Raw genomic sequence first — 23497 nt, forward strand, 5'->3', positions numbered from 1 at the left:
CGGGAGCCCGGTGCGGGCCGGCGGCCCGCCGCCACCGAGGGCGGCGCCCGACGGCGCCACGGCCCCGGGGCGGGAGGCCGGCTGCGGGCTGCACCGCCGGCTGCACGCCGTGCTGGAGCCGGGCGAGCTGCACGCCGTGGGGGCCGTCCGCCGTCGGCTGCGGGCCGTGCTCGACCGCTGGGGGATACCGCCGGAGCGTGCCGACAGCGCGGAACTGCTCGCCTCGGAACTGATCACCAATGCGCTGGTGCACACGGGGGCCGGCGCGGTGTTCGACGCGATGCTCACCCCGGACGGGCTGCTCCGGATCGAAGTCCGCGATGCCGCGACCGGACTGCCCGGGCGTCGCGCACCCGCCGAGTACGCGACCTCGGGTCGCGGGCTGCTGCTGGTCGAAGCGCTGGCGGACGACTGGGGGGTGCAGCTCCGCGGCGACGGCAAGGTCACCTGGTTCGAGCTCGGACCGTCGTGAAACGTGTACGAACCGTTACATCGGCCCCACCTTTGCGACACCCGAACGGTGCTCCGGGATTGCCGCCTTGCCGAACATACGAGAGGCTAGTGAGAATGTGTGCGCGGTGCGCGGCGGTAAGAACCGATTCCCGACCTGCCCCACCGGCCGGCACACCGATCCGATCACGACACGGCCGTGCCGTCCGCCCGGACGGCACGGCCTGCAGCGGCAGGAGACACATGGCGACAGAGCCCGAGCCGCAGGGGCCCGCGCGCCGGAGCCCACCGGCCCAGGCGGTGCGCACCGCCGCGGGCCACGCGCTGCGCACCGCGACCGCCGGCCTGCCGGTCCCCCCGACCGGCCGCAGCCTGTCCGCCCGCGGCGGCGACACCACCCCGGACTGGCTCGAGCCGGCGATGGCCGCCAACGGCATCGGTTCGTTCGACTGGGACATCCGCCGCGACATCCTCGAGGGCGACACGCGGGCCTGCGACATCCTGGGCCTCGACCCGGACCGCTTCGACCGCAGCTCCGCCGCCTTCCTCGCGCTGCTCCACCCCGAGGACGCCCCGGTCGTCAGCCGCCGCGTCGAGCGGGCCGTCGCCGAGCTCGGCCAGTGCGGCGCCTACTACCGCACCGTCCACCCCGGCGGCGAGATGCACGCGGTGCGCTTCCGGGGCCGGGTCCTCGCCGACGCATTCGGCCGCCCGTCCCGGATGGTCGGCTTCGTCTGGGACGCCACCGTCGAGCTGCACAAGCGCGAGAAGGCCGGCGAACTCGCCGCGCTGCGCGAGGAGCGCTCCCGGTTCATCAAGGAGGCCGCCCGCGCGCTCTCCGAGGCGGTCACCGTCCGCGACGTCGCCCGGGTCTTCACCGAGCTGCCGCTGCCCGGCCTGCCGCCGGACGGCCTGGTGCTCGCCTCGATGGAGGCCGGCCGGCTCGCCATCCTCGGCGCCAGCGGCTACCGCAGCGAGCTGATCGCCCGGCATGACCGCTCCCCGCTCGCCGCCGACCACCCGATGTCCTTCGCCGTCCGCACCCGCACCCCCGTCTTCATCGCCGACCGCGACGAGTACCGCGAGCGCTACCCGGAGGCCTGGGAGCAGCTCGGAGCCGGGACCGGCCGCAGCTCCTGGGCCTTCCTGCCGCTGGTCGTCAGCGGCCGGGCGATCGGCGTCTGCGTGGTCAGCTTCGACGACGACCGCGAGCTCGACGCCGACGAGCGCACCCTGCTCTCCACCCTCGGCGGCCTGGTCGCGCAGTCCCTGGCCCGCGCCCAGCTGCACGACGCCGAGCACGAGCTCGCCGCCAGCCTCCAGCGGGTCATGCTGCCGCGCGCCGTGCCCTCGGTGCCCGGCGTCACCACCGCCGTCCGCTACCTGGCGGCCGGCTCGGGCCTGCAGATCGGCGGCGACTGGTACGACGTGGTGCCACTGCCCGGCGGCCACGTGGGCCTCGTCATCGGCGACGTCCAGGGGCACGACGTGCACGCGGCCGGCATCATGGGCCAGCTCCGCATCGCCCTGCGCGCCTACGCCGCCGAGGGCCACCCGCCCGCCGCGGTAATGGCCCGCGCCTCCCGCTTCCTCGCCGACCTGGACACCGACCACTTCGCCACCTGCACCTACGCGGAGGTCAACGTCGACTACGGCGTGGTCTACGCGGTGCGGGCCGGCCACCTCGACCCGGTGGTCCGCCGCGCCGACGGCTCGGCCTCCGTCCTCCCGGTCGCCGGCGGCCTGCCGCTCGGCGTCGACCCCGACGAGGAGTACCGGGTCACCCGGTTCAGCCTCGACCCCGGTGAGACCGTGGTGCTCTGCACCGACGGTCTGGTCGAGGCGCGAGGCATGGACCTCGACACCGGATTCGGCCGGCTCTGCGAGGCCGTCGCCGCACCACTGCCCGCCCGCGACGAGTCCGCCCGCGACCCGCTGGAGGAACTCGCCGACCGGGTCGCCGCCCGCGCCGCCGACTCCAGCGAGCGCGAGGACGACATAGCGCTGCTGCTGCTCCGCTGGGACGGCCCCACCGGTGGCCGCGCCGCCCAGCAGCTGCGCCGCCGGATCGGCCAGGCCGACCTCGCCCGGATCTCCGAGCTCCGCGGCGAACTGCGGGACGCACTGCGCCGCTGGCAGGTGCCGGACCTCATCGACACCGCCGAGCTGCTCTGCTCCGAGCTCGTCACCAACGCGATCCGGCACACCGACCGGGACGCGATGTTCACCGCCCGGCTCTACCAGGTGCCCGGTCAGGGCCGGGCCCGGCTGCGGGTCGAGGTCGAGGACGAGTCGGACCTGTGGCCGACCCGCCGCACGCCCGGCGAGCAGGCCTCCTCCGGGCGCGGACTGATGCTGGTCGAGGCACTCGCCGACGGCTGGGGCGTGGAGCCCCGCGGCTCCGGCAAGCGGATGTGGTTCGAGCTGTCCGCCGAGGGCCCGGCCCCGACGGACAACCAGGGGTACTGAAACCAGGGGCGCGTCGCCCCCGGTCCGCTCCGGTCGATCAGCCGAACTGCTGCTCCAGGTCCTTGAGCTTCTGCTCCAGGGAGTCCAGCCGGGGGAGCGTCATGGTGTCCTCCTCCGGCGTCAGGTCGACGCTCAGCGGCGCCGGCCGGACCGGCAGACCCGGCTGCGGGGCCGCCCGCCCCCCGGCGGGGGCGGAGTCGACGGCTATGACGGGCTCCGTGCCGCCCGCCTCCAGCTGCCTGGCAGCCGAACGCTGGCGCCAGACTCCGTGGTGGCGGCCGATGGCGCGGATCTCGGCCCGTTCGCGTCGGCTGGCGAGCCGTCGGCGCTCCCGGTCGGCGGCGGCCGTCCGCCGGTCGTCGCGGACCTCCTCGACCGCCTCGTCCAGCGTCCGCACGCCCTCCAGCAGCATCAGCGACCAGGCGGCGTAGGTCTCCCGCGGGGCCCGCAGCCAGCGGACGATCCGGATCTGCGGCAGCGGACGGGGCACCAGGCCCTGTTCGCGCAGCGCCGCCCGGCGGGTCTGCTTCAGCGCTCGGTCGAAGAGCACGGCCGCCGAGAGCGACATGCCGGCGAAGAACTGCGGTGCCCCGGCGTGGCCCAGGCCCCGCGGCGCGTGCACCCAGTTGAACCAGGCGGAGGCGCCGGCGAACAGCCACACCAGCAGCCGGGAGCCGAGCGCCGCGTCGCCGTGGCTGGCCTCGCGGACGGCCAGCACCGAGCAGAACATCGCGGCACCGTCCAGGCCGAACGGCACCAGGTACTCCCAGCCCCCCGAGAGGTTGAGGTTCTGCACGCCGAAGCCGACCAGGCCGTGGAAGGACAGGGCCGCGGCGACCGCGGCGCAGCAGAAGAGCAGGGTGTACGAGGCGGCCCCGTACAGGGATTCCTTGCGGCGGCGGCGCTCCTCCGAGCGCTCCCAGGAGTCGGACCCGCCCGTCGCCGCGGCGGCCCGGTTGCGGGCGAACGCCACGAGCACGGCGGCGACCACCAGGAGGGCCACGCCCACCGCGCCCCAGCCCAGTGGTATGTCGGACAGTCTCATGGCCTGAACCAGCCTCGCTTTCCTGCGTAGGGACGGCTGGACCATGATGGCGGAGAATGCGGGCGCCGAAGGCGGGATTACCGGCGATGCACCGGTGCGGGGGAATTATCGGCGAATATTCGAATGGCAATCACCTTTCCTGCTGCCGCGGGCAGGTGAAACACAGCTCGTTCGGGCTAACCGTGTAGAACAGACAGCAGCTCGACCGAGTGCGTGTGCGCATTCCGTCCGCCCGGCGGAAGGCGGCACCGCCGACGAAGGGGGCGGGGCCGCCGCCGGGCAGCAGCGCGGTGAGCTCCGCGACGGCGCGCTCCTCCTCGCCGAGTCGGCCGGCCAGGAACCAGAGGCCCTCGACCACGTCGTCGGTGGCCGTGCCCCAGAGCGTCCGCGGGCCGCGCCGCACCCAGGGGCGGAAGGCGGCCACCATCGGCGCCACGTGCTCGTGGACCGCGTCCAGCAGCTCGGCGCGCAGCGCGGCCTCGTCCGGCACGGTGCGCAGCAGACCGCCGGCGGCGAGCGGGTCGCCGGGCAGGCCGACCAGCTCGACCGGGTCCACGGCGAGTTCGCCGCGTGCCCGGTGGAAGGCGACCCGGCCCACCGGCAGCCGGGGCACCCGGCGCTCCAGGAACCACGGCAGGGTGATCGCCAGCGCCACCGGCCACACCCAGCGGTGGAAGCAGAAGCCGGCCGCCACGTCCGGGCGCAGCGGGGTGCCGTAGTCGCGCTCGCCGGCCTCGGCGTCGTGGGCGATCGCGGCGCGGACGGCCTCCGGGTCCCGTGCCAGGTCGCCGGCGGCGGCCCAGCCGTCGCCGGAGGGCAGCGGCGCCAGCCGGACGCGCAGGGCGGGGTGGGCGGCGGCCAGCCTGCGGTACGTGCCCGCGAGCGGGGACGCGGGGCGGGCCGGCACCGCGGCGGGCTCGGCGGCGGTCAGGGTCATGCGGGCCCCAGCGGTACGGGGCTCGGCGGAGCCCGGGGACGGCGGAACCCGTCCGGAGCACTGCTCGCCCCGGGCAGGTTAGCCTTACCTTAGCTCACGTCGACCGGGCTGCCGAGGCCGCCCGGGACGCCATCGGACCTGCCGATGCCGGGGCGTGCCGGGGGTGGGGGCGGCGTCGCGGGCCGCGCCGGGGAGGGCCGCGCGGTGCGGGCGGTCCGCCCCGCGCAGCTCCCTCCGGTCAGGCCGTCGTCCCCGGCGCCCGCACCACCGCGCCGTCCGGGCCGGCGCTCTGCGGCGGGACCTGCAGCCGGCCGGCCAGCCAGACCGGGACCCCGCCCAGGGCCTGGACGAGCCGGGCCGCCTCAGCCCGCAACCGGGCCGCCTCCGCGGGTTCGACGACGTCCGCGAGAGCGGCCAGGGCCGGTGCCACCCCCACCGTGAAGCCGAGTTCCTCGCGCAGCCGCAACGAGGCCCGGAACCCCTCCCTGGCCCGCTCCCGGTCGCCACCGGCCAGCGCCAGCCCGGCCAGGTGCCGCCAGGTGTAGGAGCAGAGCAGGTCGTCGTGCCGCTCCACCGCCGCGTCGTGCGCCCGCCGGTAGGCGATCCGCGCCGCCGCCGGGTCGTGCAGCAGGTTCTCGGCGACCAGGCCGCGCCGGAAGTCCAGCAGCGGGCGGCCCGGTGCGTCCGGGGCGAGCAGCGCGGAGGTCCGCCCGAGCGCCGCCTGCGCCTCGTCCAACCGGTCCCGTCTGCCCAGCACGCTCGCCACGTACGCCAGGAACCCGCGGGCACAGGCCGCCGCGGCGCGCTGGGCGGGCGCCGCCGCCCCCGCCTCGGCGAGCCGCAGCGCGGCCTCCGCCTCGGCCCAGTTCGCGGCCGTGAACATGCACTGCTCGATGAGGAGTTCGGCCCGCTGGAGGGCGGCGGCCGGATCCCGTCCGGCGTGCGGTCGCAGTAACTCCGCAGCCTCCTGCCAGCATCCGCGCGACCGCAGCCGCCATACGGCGTCCGCCACGCCCCCCGGGCCCGTTCCGTGCTCCGACAACGCCACCTCCTTGTGTGCGCCATCCGGCAGGCGCGGGTCGTCCCCACGGCCGCGCTGTGGCGGCAATTCAACACGGGGGCGCGCTTGTGCACCAGATCACGAGCGGCACGGATTACGGAGTGGCACCTTCCGCCGCGGCGGGGGTCAGGACGTCCAGCCGGTCTCCATCAGCGCCTCGGCCGCGCCGTTCGCCGGCTGCGGGATGCCCGACGCGTCCAGCGTGAACAGCGCGACCAGCAACTGCTCGCCGCGCACCACCGCCTGGTGCGAGAAGCCGGCCAGCGTGAACATCGCCGCCGCCATCTCCTCGCTGTGCAGCGTCTGCATCCACAGGCACTCGACGGCCTTCACGTCCGCCGGGTCCGACCAGGTGTCCACCTGGGCCACCATCCGGGAGCCGAGCAGCGTCACCGCCTCGCGGTCCTGGCCGTCCGTCAGCTCCAGATCCTCGAAGCCCAGCCACTGCAGGTAGCGGGCCGCGGCCAGCATCGCGTCCTGCGGCGAGTGCACCGGCTGCGGACGGAACGGCGGCCGCATCAGCCGGTGCCGGCCCGACGGCGACGCCACCTGGTCCGGCGGCACCGCCGTGGTGTACGGGCGGGCGCCCACCGGCCGGCCGCTCGCCCCCGTGGCGGGCTGCCGCGGCGCCCGGTCCACCGGCAGCCGCACCGTCGCCCCGCAGTTGCAGGTGAACTCGGGCTGCGGCCACTGGTCGTTGCGGCCGCAGTGCGGACACCGCATGCTCAGCCAGGAGTCCTCCCAGGAGCGGAACCGCACCTGCACCGGCACCCCGCCGCGCAGCAGCGGCACCCGCAGTTGCGCCCCGCACGGACACGGCAGGTTGGGTGCCTCGTACACGTGCTCGGCCCGGCAGGCGGGGCAGCGGATCGCGGTGCCACCCGCGGACGGGGCGGGGCCGGGCACCCGGTCGCTGAAGTCGTCGGGCTGCGGCACTGCGGTCATGCTGGCACCGTCCGTTCGGTGTCGGCTGGGCAGGTCACCCATATCTTCGCTGATCCGGGCAGGTGGTGGAACGGGTTACGGCAAACCTCAGGGAGAGTTGAGGGGCGTACGACCGGTCGGCGGCGGCGCCCCCGCCGAACAGCGGGGGCACCGGTGGCCGAGGCGCACGCGAGTGGCCAACGTTCCTGCGCCGCAAGCCGGTTCATCCGGCGGACGCCCTCCAGCGCGCCAGGTCCTCCGGAGTGTCCAGGTCGTCCGGCACCGCGACGTCGCCGCACTCCACCAGGAGGAGCCCCCCGGCGTGCGCGGCCAGCAGGGCGCGCGCCCCCGCGTCCCCGGTGGCCCCGTCCGCCGCCTCCGCGAAGTACCGCGCCCCGATCAGCACCGGATGCCCGCGCCGCCCGCCGTACGCCGCCGCCACCAGCTGGCCGCCCGCCCGGTGCGCCGCCAGCAGCCGGCGCACCGCCTCCGGCGTCACCCCCGGCGTGTCCACCAGCATCACCAGCACCGCCGGCGCACCGGCCGGCAGTGCCGCCAGCCCCGCCCGCAGCGAGGAGCCCATCCCGCTCTCCCACGCCGGATTGTCGACCAGCAGGCAGTCGCCCGTCTCCGCCCGCGCCCGCACCTCCTCCCGGGCCGCCCCCAGCACCGCCACCACCGGCCCGCAGCCGCCCGCCCGGACGACCTCCAGCGCATGCTCCAGCAGCGGCCGCCCGCGGTGCTCCACCAGCGCCTTCGGCCGGCCGCCCAACCTGCGCCCGCCGCCCGCCGCCAGCACCAGGGCCGGAATCCGCCGATCACTCATGCCCCCAGTCTCCCGACCCGGGCGCCGCAGCGGCAGTTGGACGATCCGACAAGGAGACCTCGCAGGTCAGCGGCACACACCGGAACTTCCGCCGCTGGCCGCGCCCCCCGCCCTCGCCCTGTACTGGGCGCATGGCACCCCGCTCCACCGCTCCCGGCACCGCGCAGCCCCCCGGCGGCCCCCTGCTCGACCGCCACGGCCGGATCCACACCGACCTGCGGATCTCGCTGACCGACCGCTGCAACCTGCGCTGCACCTACTGCATGCCCGCCGAGGGCCTGAACTGGCTGCCCCGCCCCGAACTCCTCACCGACGACGAGGTCGTCCGGCTCGCCCGGATCGCCGTCCACCGCCTCGGCATCCGCAGCCTGCGCCTCACCGGCGGCGAACCGCTGCTCCGCCGCGGACTGCCCGGCCTGGTCGCCGCCCTCACCGCCCTCGGCGGCCCGGACAGCGGTCCCGAGCTCTCGCTCACCACCAACGGCATCGGCCTCGCCCGCACCGCCGCCGACCTGAAGGCCGCAGGCCTGCACCGGGTCAACGTCTCACTCGACACCCTCCGCCCCGAGCGCTACACCGAGATCACCCGCCGCGACCGGCTCACCGACGTCCTCGACGGACTCGCCGCCGCCCGCGCCGCCGGCCTCGGCCCGGTCAAGGTCAACGCCGTCCCCGTCCGAGGCGTCAACGACGACGAACTCCGCGACCTCGTCGCCTTCGCCGCCGGACACGGCTACCGGATGCGCTTCATCGAATCCATGCCGCTCGACGCCCAGGGCGCCTGGGACCGTGCCCGCATGGTCACCGCCGACGAGATCCTCGCCGACCTCGGCGGCCGCTGGGAGCTCGTCCCGGTCGGCCGGCACGGCAACGCCCCCGCCGAGGAGTGGCGGATCGCCGGCACCGACACCGTCGTCGGCGTCATCGCCTCCGTCACCCGGCCGTTCTGCGGCGGCTGCGACCGCGTCCGGCTCACCGCCGACGGCCAGCTGCGCAACTGCCTCTTCGCCACCGAGGAGTCCGACCTGCGCGCCCTGCTGCGCGGCGGCGCCGACGACGACCGGATCGAGGCCGCCTGGCGCGCCACCATCGCCCGCAAGGGCCCCGGCCACGCCATCGACTCCGCGGGCTTCGTCCGCCCCGACCGCCCGATGTCCGCGATCGGGGGCTGACCCCCCGGCCCCGCACCCCGGCGGCTTGACCCGGCACGACGGCCCCTGCTCTGCTGGTGCGCCGTCACCGCCACACCGTCGGGGGAGAACCCGTGCGCGCCCGCCCTGCCACCACCCTGTCCGCCCTGCTGCTGCCCGCCCTCCTGCTCACCGCCTGCACCTCCGGTACCTCCGGCAGCTCCGCTGACCACGCCCCGGCCGGCGCCCTCGGCACCAGCCCGTTGCAGAACCCGGACGGCACCAGGCCCGGCCTCGCCCCGCTCACCACCGCCGCCGACCACAAGGCCGGCCGCGACCTGATCGGCAAGGTCCGCACCGCCGCGGCCGGCCCCAGGACCGGCTACGACCGCGACCAGTTCGGCCCCGCCTGGACGGACAACGTCGACGGCACCGCCCTCGGCCACAACAACTGCGACACCCGCAACGACCTGCTCGCCCGCGACGGCCGCTCCGTCCAGCACAAGGACGGCTCCGCCTGCACCGTCACCTCCATGACCATCCACGACCCGTACACCGGCAAGGACGTGCAGTGGACCAAGGCGCAGGCCACGAGGATCCAGATCGACCACGTGATGCCGCTGTCCTACGACTGGCAGATGGGCGCCGCGAAGTGGGACAAGGCCAAGCGGGTCAGGATCGCCAACGACCCGCTCAACCTGATCCCCGCCGACGGCCCCCAGAACTCCGCCAAGGGCGACTCCGGCCCCTCCGAGTGGCTCCCCGCCGACCCGAAGATCCGCTGCGCCTACGTGGTCCGCTTCGCCCAGGTCGCCCTCAAGTACGACCTGCCGGTCACCCCGGCCGACAAGCAGACCATGCTCGCCCAGTGCAGCTGACCGAGACCGGACAGGGTGGGCACGACCTCGGGGGCGCGGGGAACTGCGCAATCCGGGGACGGCGGGCCCGACAGCTCGGGCAGACCCGAAGCCAGGGGCGCGGGGAACTGCGCGGGCGGAAGGTGACGGTTCGTCACGTTCCGCTGCGCGCAGTTCCCCGCACCCCCGGTGGCTTGCCCCACGTGTCCGGCGGCCCCTTGGGTTCGCCCTGCTGTCGAGCCTTCCCTACTTCGTCGCCGTCAGGTCGTAGAGGGTGGTGTTCCCCACGGTCTTGGCGGTGAAGTTCTCCTGGACCCAGCTCGTGATCTCCGAGGAGTCGGACGAGCCGCCCATGCCACCGCCGCCGAAGCCGCCGCCGCCGATGAACCAGTGCACCTTGCCCTCCTTCACGTACTGCTGGAACTGGGCCAGGGTCAGCGACGGGTCGGTGCCGTTGAAGCCGCCGAGCGCCATCACCGGCTCACCGGTGGCGAGCTGGTAGCTGGCCTGGTTCTGCGAGCCGACGGCGGCCGCGACCCAGGTGTACCGGCCGGCGTCCTGCGTGAGCAGGGCGGCGACCTCGCTGCTGACCTGGGCGCCGTTGAGCAGTCCGCCCATGCCGCCCGGACCGCCCGCGCCGCGCCCTGTCCGGCCCTCGCCGGTCCCGGTGCCGGGAAACCCCTGCCCGTTCATGCCCGGGAAGCCGTTCTGGCCGGTCGCGCCGGGGAAGCCCTGCCCGTTCATGCCGGGGAAGCCGTTCTGACCCTGCGTCTGGCCCTGGCCGGTCTGGCCGCCCTGCATGCCCGGGGGGAAGCCCGTGCCCCCGGGCATACCGCCGCCCGCCCGGAACCGGCCGCCGCCCGGGCCGCCGAACCCGCCGCCCTGGACCTGCGGGCCGGCCGTGACGATGGAGCCGCTGTGCCCGGTGGAGACGGTCTGCAGGGCGTAGGCGGTCGGCCCGCCGAGTGCCGCGGCCAGCGCCGCCAGCCCGGCGACCGTGGCCAGCCGCGCCCCGAGCCGCCCGCTCGCCCGGCCGGCGAGCGGCAGCGCGACCGCCGCGGCGAGGCCGCCGATCAGGACGACCCACCGCAGCCAGGGCACGAAGTCGGCGCTGCGGCCGAGCAGCACGTACGCCCAGACCGCGGTGACGGCGACCGTGCCGCCGAGCAGGGCGGCGTACGGCAGCCGGTGCCGGGCCCGCCAGAGGCCGTCCGCGCCCATGCCGACGAGGGCGGCGACGGCGGGGACGAGGGCCACCGTGTAGTACTGGTGGAAAATGCCGGACATGAAGCTGAAGGTCAGCGCGGTGCAGACCAGCCAGCCGCCCCAGACCAGGAAGGCGATCCGGGCGCTGTCGGTGCGCGGGTGGCGGCGGGTCGCCCAGAGGCCGACCACCAGCAGGATCAGGGCGGCGGGCATCAGCCAGGCGATCTGGCCGCCGATGTCGCCGTCGAAGAGCCGGGTGATGCCGGTCTCGCCCCACATGCCGCCGCCCGCGCCGCCGCGGCCACCGCCGCCAACGCTGCCGGTCTCGTTGCCGGTGATCCGGCCGAAGCCGTTGTAGCCGAAGGTCACCGAGAGGAAGTCGTTGTCCTGCGAGCCGCCGATGTAGGGGCGGGCCGAGGCCGGGACGAGTTCCACGATCGCGACCCACCAGCCGGCGGCGACGACCATGGCGAGGCCGCCCTGGAGCAGCTGGCGGAACCGTCGGCCGAGGCCGGTCGGGGCGGTGACCAGGTAGACGATCGCGAAGGCCGGCAGCACCAGGAAGGCCTGCAGCGTCTTGGTGAGGAAGCCGAAGCCGAACATCACTCCGACGAACACCAGCCAGCGGGTGCTCGCCGTCTCGGTCGCCCGGACGAGGCCGTACGCGGCGAGGGTGAGCAGCAGCACCAGCAGTGCGTCCGGGTTGTTGAAGCGGAACATCAGTGCCGCGACCGGGGTGAGCGCCAGTGCGGCGCCGGCGACCAGTCCGCCGACCGGCGAGAAGCGGCGGCGCACGGTGGCGTACACGGTGGCGACGGTCGCCACCGCCATCAGCACCTGCGGTGCGAGGATGCTGCCGGAGCTCAGGCCGAACAGCCGCACCGAGAGAGCCATCGGCCACAGCGACATCGGCGGCTTGTCGACGGTGATGAAGTTCGACGCGTCCGAGGAGCCGTAGAAGAAGGCCTTCCAGCTCTGCGAGCCGGCCTGGACGGCGGCCGAGTAGAAGGAGTTCGCCCACCCGGAGGCGGTCAGGTTCCAGAAGTAGAGGGCGGCGGTCGCGGCGAGCAGTGCGAGGAACGCCGGCCGGACCCAGCGCGGGTCGTCCTCGCGCCCGCGCCAGGCGCGGGCCGGCAGGGTCCGCAGCCGGCCGGCCCACGACCCGGGCCCCTTGGGGCCGCGCAGCGGCAGCTCGGCCGGCGGGAAGAGCGGCTCGACTGTGGCCTGCCGGTCGGCGGGCGCCGGCGGCGGGAAGTTCGCGGCCTCGGGCCACGGTTCGCTGGTCGGAGGTACGGAACTGGTCGTGGTCATGGGGGATACGCTGACCGCGCGGGCTGAGAGCTCCATGAGAGCGGCCTATGAGCCCGGTGTGATCTTCTTCGGGCCCGCCGGTCCGGCCGTCCGGCCGCCCTGCGGGGCCGTCGGCCCGGGGGCGTCAGCCGGTGGGCGCGGGCGGGGCCAGCCGGTGGCCGAGCCACTCCAGTGCGGGCGGGATCTCCCGCGTCCAGGTCCGGAAGTTGTGGCCGCCGGTGTCCAGGGTGATGGTGGACACCCTGGTCGGCGCCTTGAACGCGCCGACCATCTTCTGGGTGGCACCGTAGTTGTGCTCGTCGTAGCTGGTGGCGAGCAGCAGCGAGACCGGCGGGGCGGGCTGCGTCCGCAGCCGCCACAGCAGGTCGTTCTCCTGCTTCAGCCGCGGCTTGCCGCCGAACAGGTCGCCGGTGGTGGGGTCGGTCGGGGCGCTGTAGTAGCCGGAGAGCGAGATCGCCGAGCGGTACGAGTCGGGCTTGCGGAGTGCGAACTTGAGGGCGCAGTAGCCGCCGGTGGAGTCGCCGACGGCGGCCCGTGCCTCGGGCCGGTCGAGGATCCGGTAGGTGCCGGCCATCGCGCGCGGGAGGTCCTCGGTGAAGAAGGTCTCCACCTGCGGGCCGCCGGGGATGTCCATGCACTCGGTGTCCCGGTTGCCGCCGAGGGTGGGCCGCATCATCACCAGCACGGTGGGCGGCAGCTGTCCGCCCTGGATCGCCTTCAGCGTGGAGTCCGGGTACTCCAGCAGCGAGATCAGCTTCTCGGCGGAGCCCGGGTAGCCGGAGAGCACCAGCGCCATCGGGAAGCGGCTGTGCGCGTAGGCGGGCTGGAAGTACTGCGGCGGCAGGTAGACGTAGGCGGGGGTGCCGGTGAGGCCGGAGGCGGCGCCGCGGATGCGGACCTTCTCGATCGTCCCGGAGCGCTCCTCGGCGGAGCCCTGCGAGGAGTACATCTTCTGCTGCCCGAGCACCGACACGGCGCGGCCGCCGGGCTCGTGGTCGACGACGGTGCCGGGCTTTCCGTCGGTGCCGAGCAGGTCGCCCCAGGTGGTGTAGAAGCCGAAGTAGGCGTTGGCGACCAGGCCGATGGCCGCGAACACCGCGAGCTGGGTGCCGAAGAAGGCGCCGAGCCTGCCGAGCCAGGCCTTCCAGCCGCGGCCGGCCAGTTTCGGCCAGAGCCACATGGTGGCGGCGAAGGCGGCGACGGCGAGGAGGAGGGCGAGGACGCGCAGCGGCAGTCCGGTCAGGCTCAACACGCGTTGATCGTAGAGGACTGTCAGAAAGCGTTCAGAACGCCCCCGGGCTGTGTCAAGAATGTGCACGGACGGCCCGCGCGGCGGTGGACCCGACGGACGGTCGGCGGTTGCCGGGACGGGGCCGGGGGGCGCTGGCGTCCGGGGGACGGGGCGGTGTGTCGGCCCGCCCGGCGCCGTGTTCGCTGCCTACGCTCGTCACCGGCCGTCATCCGCCGATCACCGCTCGCACCGCCGGGCGCCCGGCCTGCCGGCCTCCGATCGCCCGACGCACCGCCGGTGGCACCCGGCCGTGCCGACCCCGGGAGGGCGCATGCCGTCACCGCCGCCGAGCACCGCCACCGCGGAGAGGACCCGCCGCCCCGGCGCGCTGCACCGGCTCGGATCCTGGTGTGCCCGGCACGGCGTCCTCGTCCTGATCGCCTGGCTGGTCGCGCTGGGCGGCATCCAGGCCGCCGACCGGCTGGTCGGCGGCACCTTCTCGGACGACTTCAACATCTCCAGCAGCCAGGCCCAGAAGGGCCTCGACGTGCTGCGGGCGCACAACCCGGCGGCGGGCGGCGTCGGCTCGCAGATCGTGCTGCACGACGCCCAGGCGCTCACCGGCTTCTCCGACCAGATCAACCAGTCGGTCGCCAACCTGCAGAAGCTGCCGAACGTGCTGTCGGTGCAGAACCCGCTGCCGCAGCCCGGCCAGCCGACCACCCAGACCCCGAACGGCCCGCTCTCCACGGACGGGCTGACCGCCTTCATCACCTTCAAGACCGACGCCAACCCGAGCACCTACGGCAGCGACTACCTGACCCAGGTGGACAACGCGGTCGCACCGATGCGCCAGGCCGGGGTGCAGGTGGAGTACGGCGGACCGCTCGGCGAGGCGGCCCGGCCCAAGGCGGACGACCGCAGCAGCGAGGCGATCGGCTTCGCGGTGGCGATCGTGGTGCTGCTGATCGGTTTCGGCAGCGTGATCGCTGCAGGCCTGCCGCTGATCAACGCGCTGATCGCGGTGGTCGTCGGCCTGGGCTGCCTCGGCCTGCTGGCCGCGGCGACGACCTTCGCGACCGTCTCGCCGACCCTGGCCACCATGATCGGCCTGGGTGTCGGCATCGACTACGCGCTGTTCCTGCTGACCCGCTACCGGCAGGGGCTGATGGACGGCGCGGACCCGGTGGGCTCGGCCGGCCACGCGGTGTCCACCGCGGGCCGGGCGGTGCTGGTCTCCGGCTGCACGGTGATCATCGCCCTCGCGGGCCTCTCGGTCTCCGGCGTCAGCTTCATCTCCAAGCTGGGCCTGGCCGCGGGCGTCACGGTGGTCACGGCCGTCGCCGGTGCGCTGACCCTGCTGCCGGCGATGCTCGGCATCATCGGCCGGGCGATCGACCGCTGGCACGTCCGCAAGCCGGTCGCCGAGACCGACGCCGCGCCGGGCGAGGAGGCCACCGGCACCTGGCACCGGTACGCGCAGGTGGTGGAGCGCCACCCGTGGCGGTTCCTGATCTCCGGTGTGGTGGTGGTGTGCGTGCTGGCGATCCCGCTGTTCTCCATCCAGCTCGGGCACATCGACGACGGCGCCGATCCGCCCTCCTTCACCGACAAGCAGGCCTTCGACCTGATGTCGGACGCCTTCGGCCCGGGCTCCAACGGCCCGCTGACGGTGGTGATCGACCAGACGAACGTGCCGGCGGCGAACCAGCAGGCGGTGGTCACCGATGTCCAGCAGGCGCTGGCCGGTACCCCGAACATCGCGAGCATCGGCCCGTTCCTGCCGTCCAGCGACAACGACGTGCTGACCTCCACGGTGATCCCGGCCCAGCAGCCGCAGGACGAGAAGACCACCCAGCTGGTCAACAGCCTGCAGGACACCGCGCTGCCGAAGGCCGTGGCGAACACCCCGGCGGTCACCTACGTGACCGGTACGACCGCGGCCCAGGTGGACTTCCGCGACATCGTCGCCAGCCGGCTGCCGGCCATCATCGCGGTGGTCGTGGGCCTCGCCTTCCTGATCATCCTGGCGGTCTTCCGCGGCCTGCTGGTGGCGGTCAAGGCGGCAGTGCTGAACCTGCTGTCGATCGCGGCCTCGTACGGCGTGGTGGTGGCGGTCTTCCAGTGGGGCTGGGGCGGACCTGCGCTGGGGGTGTCGGGAACGGTGCCGATCGAGAGCTACGTGCCGATGATGATGTTCGCCATCGTCTTCGGTCTGAGCATGGACTACGAGGTGTTCCTGCTGTCGCGGGTGCACGAGAACTGGATGCGCACCGGCGACGCGAAGGACAGCGTGGCGCACGCGCTGGAGATCACCGCCCGGGTGATCACCTGCGCCGCACTGATCATGGTGAGCGTGTTCGCGGCGTTCATCCTGAGCGACAACATCGTGGTCAAGATGCTGGGCCTGGGCCTCGCGGTGAGCGTGCTGATCGACGCCACCGTCGTCCGGCTGCTGATGGTGCCGGCGGTGATGACGCTGCTCGGCCCGCACGCCTGGTGGACCCCGCGCTGGCTCGACAAGATCCTGCCGCACATCAACACGGAGGGCGACGAGGCCTGACCCGCACGCACGGCGAAGCCGCCGCACCGGTGTCCCGGTGCGGCGGCCGCCGCGTGACGGTCCTGCTGGGTGGGGGTCAGGCTGTCACGGGTAGGAGACGACGTTGGACGGGGTGGTGGAGGTGCCGGAGGTGGGGGCGCCGGTGTCGTTCACCACGTGGGCGAACTGGCCGTTGCCGCCGAGCGAGTTGACCAGGACGTCGTGCAGCTTGACGCCGGACTTGTTCGGCACCTCGAAACCGTGGTCCATGACGATGGTCGGGTCCACGTTGAAGTAGCAGTAGCTGCCCAGGCCCCAGCCCTCGTGGGTGTTGACCGAGTCCTCGACCTTGTAGGCCGCGAAGCCGCGGGTGCTGCCGTTCTGGATCGCCGCCTGGTTGGGGGCGTCGTACGCCTTCTCGTTCTGGAAGAAGATCGTGCGGCCGCCGTTGCCCTTCCACCAGACGTCGTACTTGTTGAAGTGCTCGACGAACAGGCCGGTGGCGAGCACGTCGTTGCCGCCGACGACGAAGCCGTAGTCGGAGCGGTTGGTCTCCCAGCCGATGCCCGCGCCGTGGTCGGCGCGCCAGATCCAGGTGTGGTCGACGACGGTGTTGTTGCTGTTGATCACCATGCCGTTGGTGGCCTTGCCCGCACCGGCGCCGCCGACCCGGACGAAGACGTCCTGGACGACGACCGGGTCGGCCGCGTGGCTCGCGCCCGGGCCGGCGTCGCCGACCTGCAGCAGGGCGGGGGAGTTGACGGCACCGGCGTCCAGCAGCAGGCCGGAGACCTTGACGCCGTCGACGTCGGCGACCTTCATCGCGGTGACGCCGTTGTCCGGGACGACGGTGGCGAGGCCGAGGCCGAGCACGACCGTGCCGGGGCGGGTGACGTTGACGGTCTGGTCGACGTGGTACACGCCCGGCGTGAAGAGCAGGTTGAGGCCCTGGGCCAGCGCCTGGTTGATGGTGGCCGCGGTGGCGCCCGGCTTGACCACGTAGAACTGGTTCAGCGGCAGCGAGGCGCCCTGCGGGGTGCCGTTGCCCCAGGAGGTGCCGCGGGCGTTTGTGCGCTTCGCGGGCACGAAGACCCTGTAGTCGTTGCCGTCCAGGTACAGGAACGGCTTCTCCTGGGAGACCGGGGTGGTGTCCAGCGTGGTGTACGGCGGGTTCGGGAAGCCCTGGGCGGGGGCGCCCTGGACACCGGAGAAGGTCTGGTTCCAGACGCCGTTGGAGAAGCCGCCGATCGAGCTGTCGCGGGTGTACCACTGCTGCTGCGAGTAGTTGCCGACCTGGCCGTCGATCTTCGAGTCGGCGATGTAGCCGCCGGAGGCCCAGCCGTAGCCGTCGGGGGCGAGGTTGAGGCCGCCCTCGACGTGCATCCGGCGGAACGGCGCGGCCTGCGAGACGGCCCAGCGGTCGGTGCCGCTGACCGGCTTGAGGTGCAGGTTCTCGGCGGAGCGCCAGAAGTTCTGGGTCGCGTTGCCGTTGAACCAGCCGGCGTCGACGGTGACGTCGCCGTTGAAGGTGGTGTCGTCCGGGTTCAGGCCCAGGCCCGCGATCGAGGTGTAGAAGCCGATCTGGGCGTTGATGTTGTTGTACGTGCCGGGCTTGAAGAGCAGCGCGTACCGCTCGTTGCCGAACTGGTTCGACTCCTGCTTGGTGAAGACCTCGTCGACCTTGGCCTGGATGTTCGGCGTGGACGGGTCGAAGACCAGCACGTTCGGGCCGAGGTCGCCGCCGCCCTGGACGGGCGGGACGGTGGAGCCGCCGCCGGTGTGCACCGCGAACTCCCAGAGCGAGTAGCCGTAGCCGGTGCCGCGCTGGGTGCCGTAGACCCGCACGTAGCGGCCGGAGCCGGAGACGTTCAGGGTCTCGTTGCCGCCCGCGCCGGTGGTGGTGGAGTAGACGGTCGTCCAGTTGCCGCCGTCGGCGGAGGTCTGGATCTGGTAGGCCTTGCCGTACGCGGCCTCCCAGTTCAGCTGGACCTGGCAGACCTGCTGGACGGAGCCGAGGTCGACCTGCAGCCACTGCGGGTCGCTCGCGGCGGAGGACCAGCGGGTGCCGGTGTTGCCGTCGACGGCGGCCGAGGCGGGGGTGCCCGCGTTCTCGGTGCTGGAGGCGGTGGCGGCCTTGCCCTGGGCGGCGTTGGTGGTGCCGCAGGTGTCCGGGGTGGTGCCGCCGAACGAGCCGTAGACCTGGAACTCCCAGAGCGAGTAGCCGTAGCCGGTCGCCCGGGTGACGCCGTTCATCCGCACGTAGCGGCCGGTGCCGGAGACGTTGAGCGTCTCGCTGCCGCCGGCGCCGGTGGTGGTGGAGTAGACGGTCGTCCAGTTGCTGCCGTCGGCGGAGGTCTGGATCTGGTAGGCCTTGCCGTAGGCGGCCTCCCACTGGAGCACGACCTTGCTGATGGTCGCCGAGGCGCCCAGGTCGACCTGGATCCACTGCTGGTCGCTCGCGGCCGAGGACCAGCGGGTGCCGGTGTTGCCGTCGACGGCGTAGGCGGCCGGGGTGCCGCCGTTCTCGACGGACGAGGCGGTGACCGTCCGGCCCTGCGAGATCAGGGTGTCGGCGGCGTGGGCGGCGCTGCCGGGGAGCGCCAGGACGGCGCCCGAGAGCAGGGCCATGCCGAGCAGGGCGGCGGGGCCGCGGCGGCCGGCTCGGGCGCCGGGGCGTGCTGAAGTGAGCCTCACGGGCTTCTCCTGCGGTGGGGTGGGTGGGGGTTTCGTGGGGGCGCGGACGTCGGGCGTCGGCGTGGGGAACCGGCCCGCGACTGGCGGGCCGGCGCGGCGCAGGGGCGCCGGGAAATGCGGGGCAGGGCGGGGCCGGAATCCTTGCGGCCGAGCCGAGAGAGCGCTCCCCGGAGGGAGTCTGTGGGGCTGCGATCTCGGGTGTCAAGTCCCCGGTCGGGAGTTCCGACACGGATCAACCGGCCTGCGCGGAGCGCCCTTTGACCCGCCGCCAGGCGCAGTGGACGGCGGGTTCGCGCAGGCCGCGAGGGGTGCGGCTCAGCCGGTGGCGGCGGCCGACATCCGGGCGGGAAGCTCGCCGCCGGACTGCAGGAAGTGCCAGAGCGGCAGGGTGGCCGCGCCGACGGTGACGGCGTCCGGCCCGAGCAGGCCGAGATCGATCGAGGTCTGCGCGCGGGGGAAGCGCAGGGCGTACGCGGTCGCGGCGTCCCGGATCGCGGGCAGCAGGCGCGGCCCGAGCATCAGCCCGGCCCAGCCGCCGATCACGATCCGCTCCGGGTTGAACAGGTTGATCAGGTCGGCGATGGCCGCGCCGAAGTACTCGGCGGCCTCGGCCAGCAGCTCGACGGCGTCCTGCTCGCCGGCCTCGGCGGCCGCCAGCAGGGCGGCCAGCCCGGCCTTCTCGCTGGACCCGGCGGGTGCCCGGCCCCAGCGCTCGACCAGCGCCTCCGCGCCGACGTAGGCCTCCAGGCAGCCGCGCGAGCCGCAGCGGCAGAGCCGGCCGCCCACGTGCACCTTGGTGTGGCCCCACTCGCCCGCGCTGCTGGTGGCGCCGCGGAAGCGGGCGCCCTCGGCGATCACGCAGGCGCCGACGCCGGAGCCGAAGAGCGCGACCACCGCGTGCCGGGCGCCGCGGCCCGCACCGAACCACATCTCGGCCTGGCCGAGCGTCTTGGCGCCGTTGTCGACGTAGAGCGGCAGGTCGGTGCCGGCCCGCAGCATCCGGCCGAGCGGCACGGCGTCCCAGTCCACGGTCTGGCTGTGCACCACGATGCCGAGGCCGTCGGTGCCCGGGTCGCCCTGCTCGACGATGCCGGGCACGCCGACGCCGACGCCGAGCACGGTGGCCGGGTCGGTGCCGGTGGCGTGCAGCACCTCGGCGAGCCCGGTGAGGATCAGCTCCACCACGTGGTCGGAGTCGTGGCCGCAGTCCGAGAGCGGGTGGTCGCTGGCGGCGAGCTCGGTGAGCCCCAGGTCGAAGAGCGCGACCCTGACCTGGGTCTCGCCGACGTCGACGCCGACCAGGTGGGCCCGGTCGGGCGGCACCTGCAGCAGGATGCGGGGCCGGCCTCCGTCCGATTCGACCGATCCGCACTCCTCGACCAGCCCGTCCGCCAGCAGCTCGCCGATCACATTGCTGACCGAACCGGCGCTGAGCCCGCTGATCTGGCCCAACTCCTGCCTGCTGAGCGGCCCTTCGAAATACAACCGTTGCAAAAGGGTCGATCTGCTGCCGCGCCGCAGGTCGCGGACCGTCTGCTTGCCTCGCTCTGCCATCGGTACTCCCTCCTGCAGCGAATCTAGCGCTGCACGTCCTCTTGACGCCAGCTTTTCTCACACGTTAAATCACGGCCTGAAGAAAGCCCTCTCCGGGGCCGGCACCCCGGCGGAGGGCCCTTCCACCCCCACCACGCCATCCACCCGCCCGAGAGGGGCATGGTCATGCGTATCAACCGTCTGGCTGCCGCGACCGCCGTGGTCGCGACTCTTGCACTCACCGCCACCGCCTGCGGGGGCGGCTCCAGCACCGGCGGCTCCGGCGACAACAGCAGCCCCAAGACGCTGACGTACTGGGCCAGCAACCAGGGCACCAGCCTCGAGAACGACAAGCAGGTCCTGGAGCCCGAGCTGAGAAAGTTCGAGCAGCAGACCGGCATCAAGGTCAAGCTCGAGGTCATCCCCTGGTCCGACCTGCTCAACCGCATCCTCGCCGCCACCACCTCCGGCCAGGGCCCCGACGTCCTCAACATCGGCAACACCTGGTCCGCCTCGCTCCAGGCCACCGGCGCCCTGCTGTCCTTCGACGACGCCACCTTCGGCAAGATCGGCGGCAAGGACCGCTTCCTGCCCGCCACCATCGCCTCCGCCGGCGCGGCCGGCAAGGACCCGGCAGCCGTCCCGCTGTACTCGATGGCCTACGGCCTCTACTACAACAAGAAGATGTTCCAGGCCGCCGGCATCGAGCGCCCGCCGGCCACCTGGGACGAGCTGATCGCCGACGGCCAGAAGCTCACCAAGGACGGCAAGTACGGCATCGCCGTCGAGGGCGGCAACGTCTCCGAGAACGTCCACCACGCCTTCACCCTCGGCAAGCAGCACGGCGCCGACTTCTTCGACGCCTCCGGCAAGCCCGCCTTCGACGCCCCCGAGGCCGTCGCCGCGATCAAGCAGTACGTCGACCTGATCGCCAAGGACAAGATCGCCGCCCCGGGCAACGCCGAGTACGCCAACAACCAGACCCTCACCGACTTCGCCACCGGCAAGGTCGGCATGATGATGTGGCAGTCCGCCGGCGCCAACCTCAAGTCGCACGGCATGAACCCCGACGACTACGGCGTCGCCCCCGTCCCCGTCCCCGCGGGTGCCTCCGGCACCAAGCTCACCAGCTCCATGGTCGCCGGCATCAACCTCGCCGTCTTCAAGAACACCAAGAACCTCAACGGCGCGCTGGACTTCGTGAAGTTCATGACCGGCAAGGACGAGCAGATCCAGCTCAACAAGACCTACGGCTCGATCCCGCCGGTCGCCGACGCCCAGGGCGACGCCGCCTTCGCCACCCCCGAGCTCCAGGCCCTCTCCAAGGTCCTCGGCTCCAGCGCCCAGCCGCTCCCGCAGGTCGCCAACGAGAGCCAGTTCGAGACCCTCGTCGGCACCGCCGTCAAGAACCTGCTCGCCGCGGCCGCCGCCGGCAAGCCGGTCACCGACGAGTCCGTCAAGGCCGAACTCACCAAGGCCCAGCAGCAGATGCCGGCCAACTGACGTGCGACAGCGACTCGGCCGACTGCGCCTGACCCCCAAGGGCCTACCCTATCTGCTCCTGCTCCCGGCGCTGCTCCTGGAGCTGCTGATCCACCTGGTGCCCATGGTGGTCGGCATCGCGATGAGCTTCAAACAGCTCACCCAGTTCTTCATCCGGGACTGGTCGTCCGCACCGTGGACTGGCCTCGGGAACTACCACCTGGCGGTGGACTTCAGTGCCCCCGTCGGCCAGTCGCTGCTCAACTCGTTCTGGGTGACCTGCGCCTTCACGATCCTCGCCGTCGGCCTCTCCTGGCTGGTGGGCACCACGGCGGCGATCATGATGCAGGACGCCTTCCGCGGCAGGGGGCTGCTCCGCGCGGCCTTCCTGCTGCCCTACGCCCTGCCCGTTTACGCGGCCGTCATCACCTGGTCGTTCATGTTCCAGCGGGACACCGGGCTGGTCAACCACGTCCTGCACGACCAGCTCCACCTCACCTCGGACCGGCCGTTCTGGCTGATCGGCGATAACAGCTTCACCGCGCTCGTCGTCGTCTCCGTCTGGCGCTCCTGGCCGTTCGCCTTCCTCACCCTGACGGCCGGTCTGCAGAACATCCCCCGCGAGCTCTACGAGGCCGCCGCGATGGACGGCGCCGGCGTATGGCAGCAGATCCGCCGGATCACCCTGCCCTCGCTGCGCCCGGTCAACCTCGTCCTCGTGCTCGTCCTCTTCCTCTGGACGTTCAACGACTTCAACACGCCGTACGTGCTCTTCGGCAAGTCGGCACCGGAGGCGTCGGACCTCATCTCCATCCACATCTACCAGTCCTCCTTCGTCACCTGGAACTTCGGCGCCGGCTCGGCCATGTCCGTCCTGCTGCTGCTGTTCCTGCTGCTGGTGACGTCGGTCTACCTGTTCACCACCTCGCGTCGGAGGGGCGCCGATGATTAACCCGCCCGCGTCCTTCCGGTGGACCCGCCGGATCGTGCTCGCCCTGCTCGCGGTCTTCACCCTCGTCCCGGTCGGCGTCATGGTCAGCTCCTCGCTGAAGCCGCTCCAGGACGTCCAGGGGCCGTTCCGCTGGATACCGAGCACGCTCACCGTCCGGCCCTACTTCGACATCTGGAAGACCGTCCCGCTCGGCAAGTACTTCATCAACTCGATCATCGTGGCCGGCGGAGCGACGGTCTGCTCGGTGCTCATCGCGATCCTCGCCGCCTACGGCGTCAGCCGCTACCGCTTCCGCGGCCGCCGGCTGTTCACCGTCACCGTGCTGTCGACGCAGATGTTCCCCGGCATCCTCTTCCTGCTGCCGCTGTTCCTCATCTTCGTCAACATCGGCAACAGCACCGGCGTCGCCCTCTACGGCAGCCGCGGCGGACTGATCCTCACCTACCTCACCTTCTCGCTGCCGTTCTCGATCTGGATGCTGGTCGGCTACTTCGACTCCATCCCGCGGGACCTGGACGAGGCCGCCCTGGTCGACGGCTGCGGCCCCGTCCGGGCCCTGGTGCAGATCATCGTCCCGGCCGCCGTCCCCGGCATCGTCGCCGTCGCCGTGTACGCCTTCATGACCGCCTGGGGCGAGGTCCTCTTCGCCTCCGTCATGACCAACGACGAGACCCGCACCCTCGCCGTCGGCCTCCAGGGCTACGCGACGCTCAACGACGTGTACTGGAACCAGGTCATGGCCGCCTCGCTGGTGGTCAGCGTCCCGGTCGTCGCCGGCTTCCTCCTGCTGCAGCGCTACCTCGTCGCCGGACTCACCGCCGGCGCCGTCAAGTGACCCTGATTGAAAG

The 23497-nt window shown here is 73.2% G+C and carries 17 protein-coding genes; 8 read left to right on the forward strand and 9 right to left on the reverse strand.

Translation table 11 applies throughout. The features are described 5' to 3' along the window. The first annotated feature begins 10 nt into the window (after nucleotides 1-10). Complete coding sequence (locus KSNIM_RS28595; protein ID WP_263108147.1) at nucleotides 11-472, forward strand: ATP-binding protein; 462 nt, start codon at nucleotides 11-13, stop codon at nucleotides 470-472. 221 nt (nucleotides 473-693) lie between these two features. Then, entirely contained in the window at nucleotides 694-2919 is a 2226-nt protein-coding gene (locus KSNIM_RS28600; RefSeq protein ID WP_263105997.1) for a SpoIIE family protein phosphatase, read from the forward strand. A 37-nt stretch (nucleotides 2920-2956) separates the two neighbouring features. On the opposite strand, the gene KSNIM_RS28605 is transcribed toward KSNIM_RS28600, so the two are convergent. From KSNIM_RS28605 to KSNIM_RS28625, 5 genes are all read right to left on the reverse strand, one after another. Further along, a complete protein-coding gene (locus KSNIM_RS28605; protein WP_263105998.1) occupies nucleotides 2957-3964 on the reverse strand; it encodes a DUF2637 domain-containing protein in 1008 nt (335 codons plus the stop codon). Between the two features lie 130 nt (nucleotides 3965-4094). Next, on the reverse strand, nucleotides 4095-4901 hold the full coding sequence (locus KSNIM_RS28610; RefSeq protein WP_263106000.1) for a (2Fe-2S)-binding protein: 807 nt from the start codon (nucleotides 4899-4901) through the stop codon (nucleotides 4095-4097). Nucleotides 4902-5139: 238 nt separating this feature from the next. Further along, nucleotides 5140-5943, reverse strand: a complete 804-nt coding sequence (locus KSNIM_RS28615; protein WP_263106001.1) for a hypothetical protein — start codon at nucleotides 5941-5943, stop codon at nucleotides 5140-5142. A gap of 144 nt (nucleotides 5944-6087) precedes the next feature. Beyond that, complete coding sequence (locus tag KSNIM_RS28620) at nucleotides 6088-6906, reverse strand: hypothetical protein (RefSeq protein ID WP_263106002.1); 819 nt, start codon at nucleotides 6904-6906, stop codon at nucleotides 6088-6090. A 202-nt stretch (nucleotides 6907-7108) separates the two neighbouring features. Beyond that, nucleotides 7109-7711 carry an NTP transferase domain-containing protein gene (locus KSNIM_RS28625; protein ID WP_263106003.1) on the reverse strand — a complete coding sequence of 201 codons (603 nt, stop codon included), beginning with the start codon at nucleotides 7709-7711 and terminating at the stop codon, nucleotides 7109-7111. A 131-nt stretch (nucleotides 7712-7842) separates the two neighbouring features. On the opposite strand from KSNIM_RS28625, the gene moaA reads away from it, so the two are divergent. Continuing rightward, on the forward strand, nucleotides 7843-8883 hold the full coding sequence (gene moaA / locus KSNIM_RS28630; protein WP_263106004.1) for a GTP 3',8-cyclase MoaA: 1041 nt from the start codon (nucleotides 7843-7845) through the stop codon (nucleotides 8881-8883). A gap of 92 nt (nucleotides 8884-8975) precedes the next feature. After that, entirely contained in the window at nucleotides 8976-9719 is a 744-nt protein-coding gene (locus tag KSNIM_RS28635; protein WP_263106005.1) for an HNH endonuclease family protein, read from the forward strand. Between the two features lie 225 nt (nucleotides 9720-9944). On the opposite strand, the gene KSNIM_RS28640 is transcribed toward KSNIM_RS28635, so the two are convergent. Then, entirely contained in the window at nucleotides 9945-12215 is a 2271-nt protein-coding gene (locus KSNIM_RS28640; RefSeq protein ID WP_263106006.1) for a glycosyltransferase family 39 protein, read from the reverse strand. A gap of 124 nt (nucleotides 12216-12339) precedes the next feature. Then, nucleotides 12340-13467, reverse strand: a complete 1128-nt coding sequence (locus KSNIM_RS28645; protein ID WP_263106007.1) for an alpha/beta hydrolase — start codon at nucleotides 13465-13467, stop codon at nucleotides 12340-12342. A gap of 310 nt (nucleotides 13468-13777) precedes the next feature. Here KSNIM_RS28645 and KSNIM_RS28650 point away from each other — a divergent pair, with 310 nt between their 5' ends. Then, nucleotides 13778-16009: an MMPL family transporter gene (locus KSNIM_RS28650; protein WP_263106008.1), complete on the forward strand. Its 2232-nt coding sequence runs from the start codon at nucleotides 13778-13780 to the stop codon at nucleotides 16007-16009. 84 nt (nucleotides 16010-16093) lie between these two features. Here the strand turns inward: KSNIM_RS28650 and KSNIM_RS28655 are convergent, their stop codons facing one another. Together KSNIM_RS28655 and KSNIM_RS28660 are read right to left on the reverse strand one after the other, a co-directional pair. Then, nucleotides 16094-18616, reverse strand: a complete 2523-nt coding sequence (locus KSNIM_RS28655; protein WP_263108149.1) for a discoidin domain-containing protein — start codon at nucleotides 18614-18616, stop codon at nucleotides 16094-16096. 381 nt (nucleotides 18617-18997) lie between these two features. Continuing rightward, nucleotides 18998-20236 carry an ROK family transcriptional regulator gene (locus tag KSNIM_RS28660; protein ID WP_263106009.1) on the reverse strand — a complete coding sequence of 413 codons (1239 nt, stop codon included), beginning with the start codon at nucleotides 20234-20236 and terminating at the stop codon, nucleotides 18998-19000. 165 nt (nucleotides 20237-20401) lie between these two features. On the opposite strand from KSNIM_RS28660, the gene KSNIM_RS28665 reads away from it, so the two are divergent. From KSNIM_RS28665 to KSNIM_RS28675, 3 genes are read left to right on the forward strand one after another with little or no spacing between them, the layout of a single operon-like run. After that, nucleotides 20402-21718 (forward strand): ABC transporter substrate-binding protein, encoded by a 1317-nt coding sequence (locus KSNIM_RS28665; RefSeq protein WP_263106011.1) that lies wholly within the window; start codon nucleotides 20402-20404, stop codon nucleotides 21716-21718. A gap of 1 nt (nucleotide 21719) precedes the next feature. Next, nucleotides 21720-22649, forward strand: coding sequence for a carbohydrate ABC transporter permease (locus KSNIM_RS28670; protein WP_263106012.1), 930 nt, complete (start codon nucleotides 21720-21722; stop codon nucleotides 22647-22649). After that, nucleotides 22642-23484: a carbohydrate ABC transporter permease gene (locus KSNIM_RS28675; protein ID WP_263106013.1), complete on the forward strand. Its 843-nt coding sequence runs from the start codon at nucleotides 22642-22644 to the stop codon at nucleotides 23482-23484. Before KSNIM_RS28670 ends, KSNIM_RS28675 begins: the two co-directional genes overlap by 8 nt. The last annotated feature ends 13 nt before the right edge of the window (nucleotides 23485-23497 follow it).

Source organism: Kitasatospora sp. DSM 101779 (assembly GCF_025655475.1).
In the GTDB taxonomy this organism is placed as follows: Bacteria; Actinomycetota; Actinomycetes; order Streptomycetales; family Streptomycetaceae; genus Kitasatospora.

Excerpts from the sequence above, each read along its gene's own strand:
- KSNIM_RS28600 (WP_263105997.1), top strand. The coding sequence starts at position 694 with ATGGCGACAGAGCCCGAGCCGCAGGGGCCCGCGCGCCGGAGCCCACCG.
- KSNIM_RS28605 (WP_263105998.1), bottom strand. The coding sequence starts at position 3,964 with ATGAGACTGTCCGACATACCACTGGGCTGGGGCGCGGTGGGCGTGGCC.
- KSNIM_RS28610 (WP_263106000.1), bottom strand. The coding sequence starts at position 4,901 with ATGACCCTGACCGCCGCCGAGCCCGCCGCGGTGCCGGCCCGCCCCGCG.
- KSNIM_RS28620 (WP_263106002.1), bottom strand. The coding sequence starts at position 6,906 with ATGACCGCAGTGCCGCAGCCCGACGACTTCAGCGACCGGGTGCCCGGC.
- KSNIM_RS28625 (WP_263106003.1), bottom strand. The coding sequence starts at position 7,711 with ATGAGTGATCGGCGGATTCCGGCCCTGGTGCTGGCGGCGGGCGGCGGG.
- moaA (WP_263106004.1), top strand. The coding sequence starts at position 7,843 with ATGGCACCCCGCTCCACCGCTCCCGGCACCGCGCAGCCCCCCGGCGGC.
- KSNIM_RS28640 (WP_263106006.1), bottom strand. The coding sequence starts at position 12,215 with ATGACCACGACCAGTTCCGTACCTCCGACCAGCGAACCGTGGCCCGAG.
- KSNIM_RS28650 (WP_263106008.1), top strand. The coding sequence starts at position 13,778 with ATGCCGTCACCGCCGCCGAGCACCGCCACCGCGGAGAGGACCCGCCGC.
- KSNIM_RS28655 (WP_263108149.1), bottom strand. The coding sequence starts at position 18,616 with ATGGCCCTGCTCTCGGGCGCCGTCCTGGCGCTCCCCGGCAGCGCCGCC.
- KSNIM_RS28660 (WP_263106009.1), bottom strand. The coding sequence starts at position 20,236 with ATGGCAGAGCGAGGCAAGCAGACGGTCCGCGACCTGCGGCGCGGCAGC.
- KSNIM_RS28665 (WP_263106011.1), top strand. The coding sequence starts at position 20,402 with ATGCGTATCAACCGTCTGGCTGCCGCGACCGCCGTGGTCGCGACTCTT.
- KSNIM_RS28675 (WP_263106013.1), top strand. The coding sequence starts at position 22,642 with ATGATTAACCCGCCCGCGTCCTTCCGGTGGACCCGCCGGATCGTGCTC.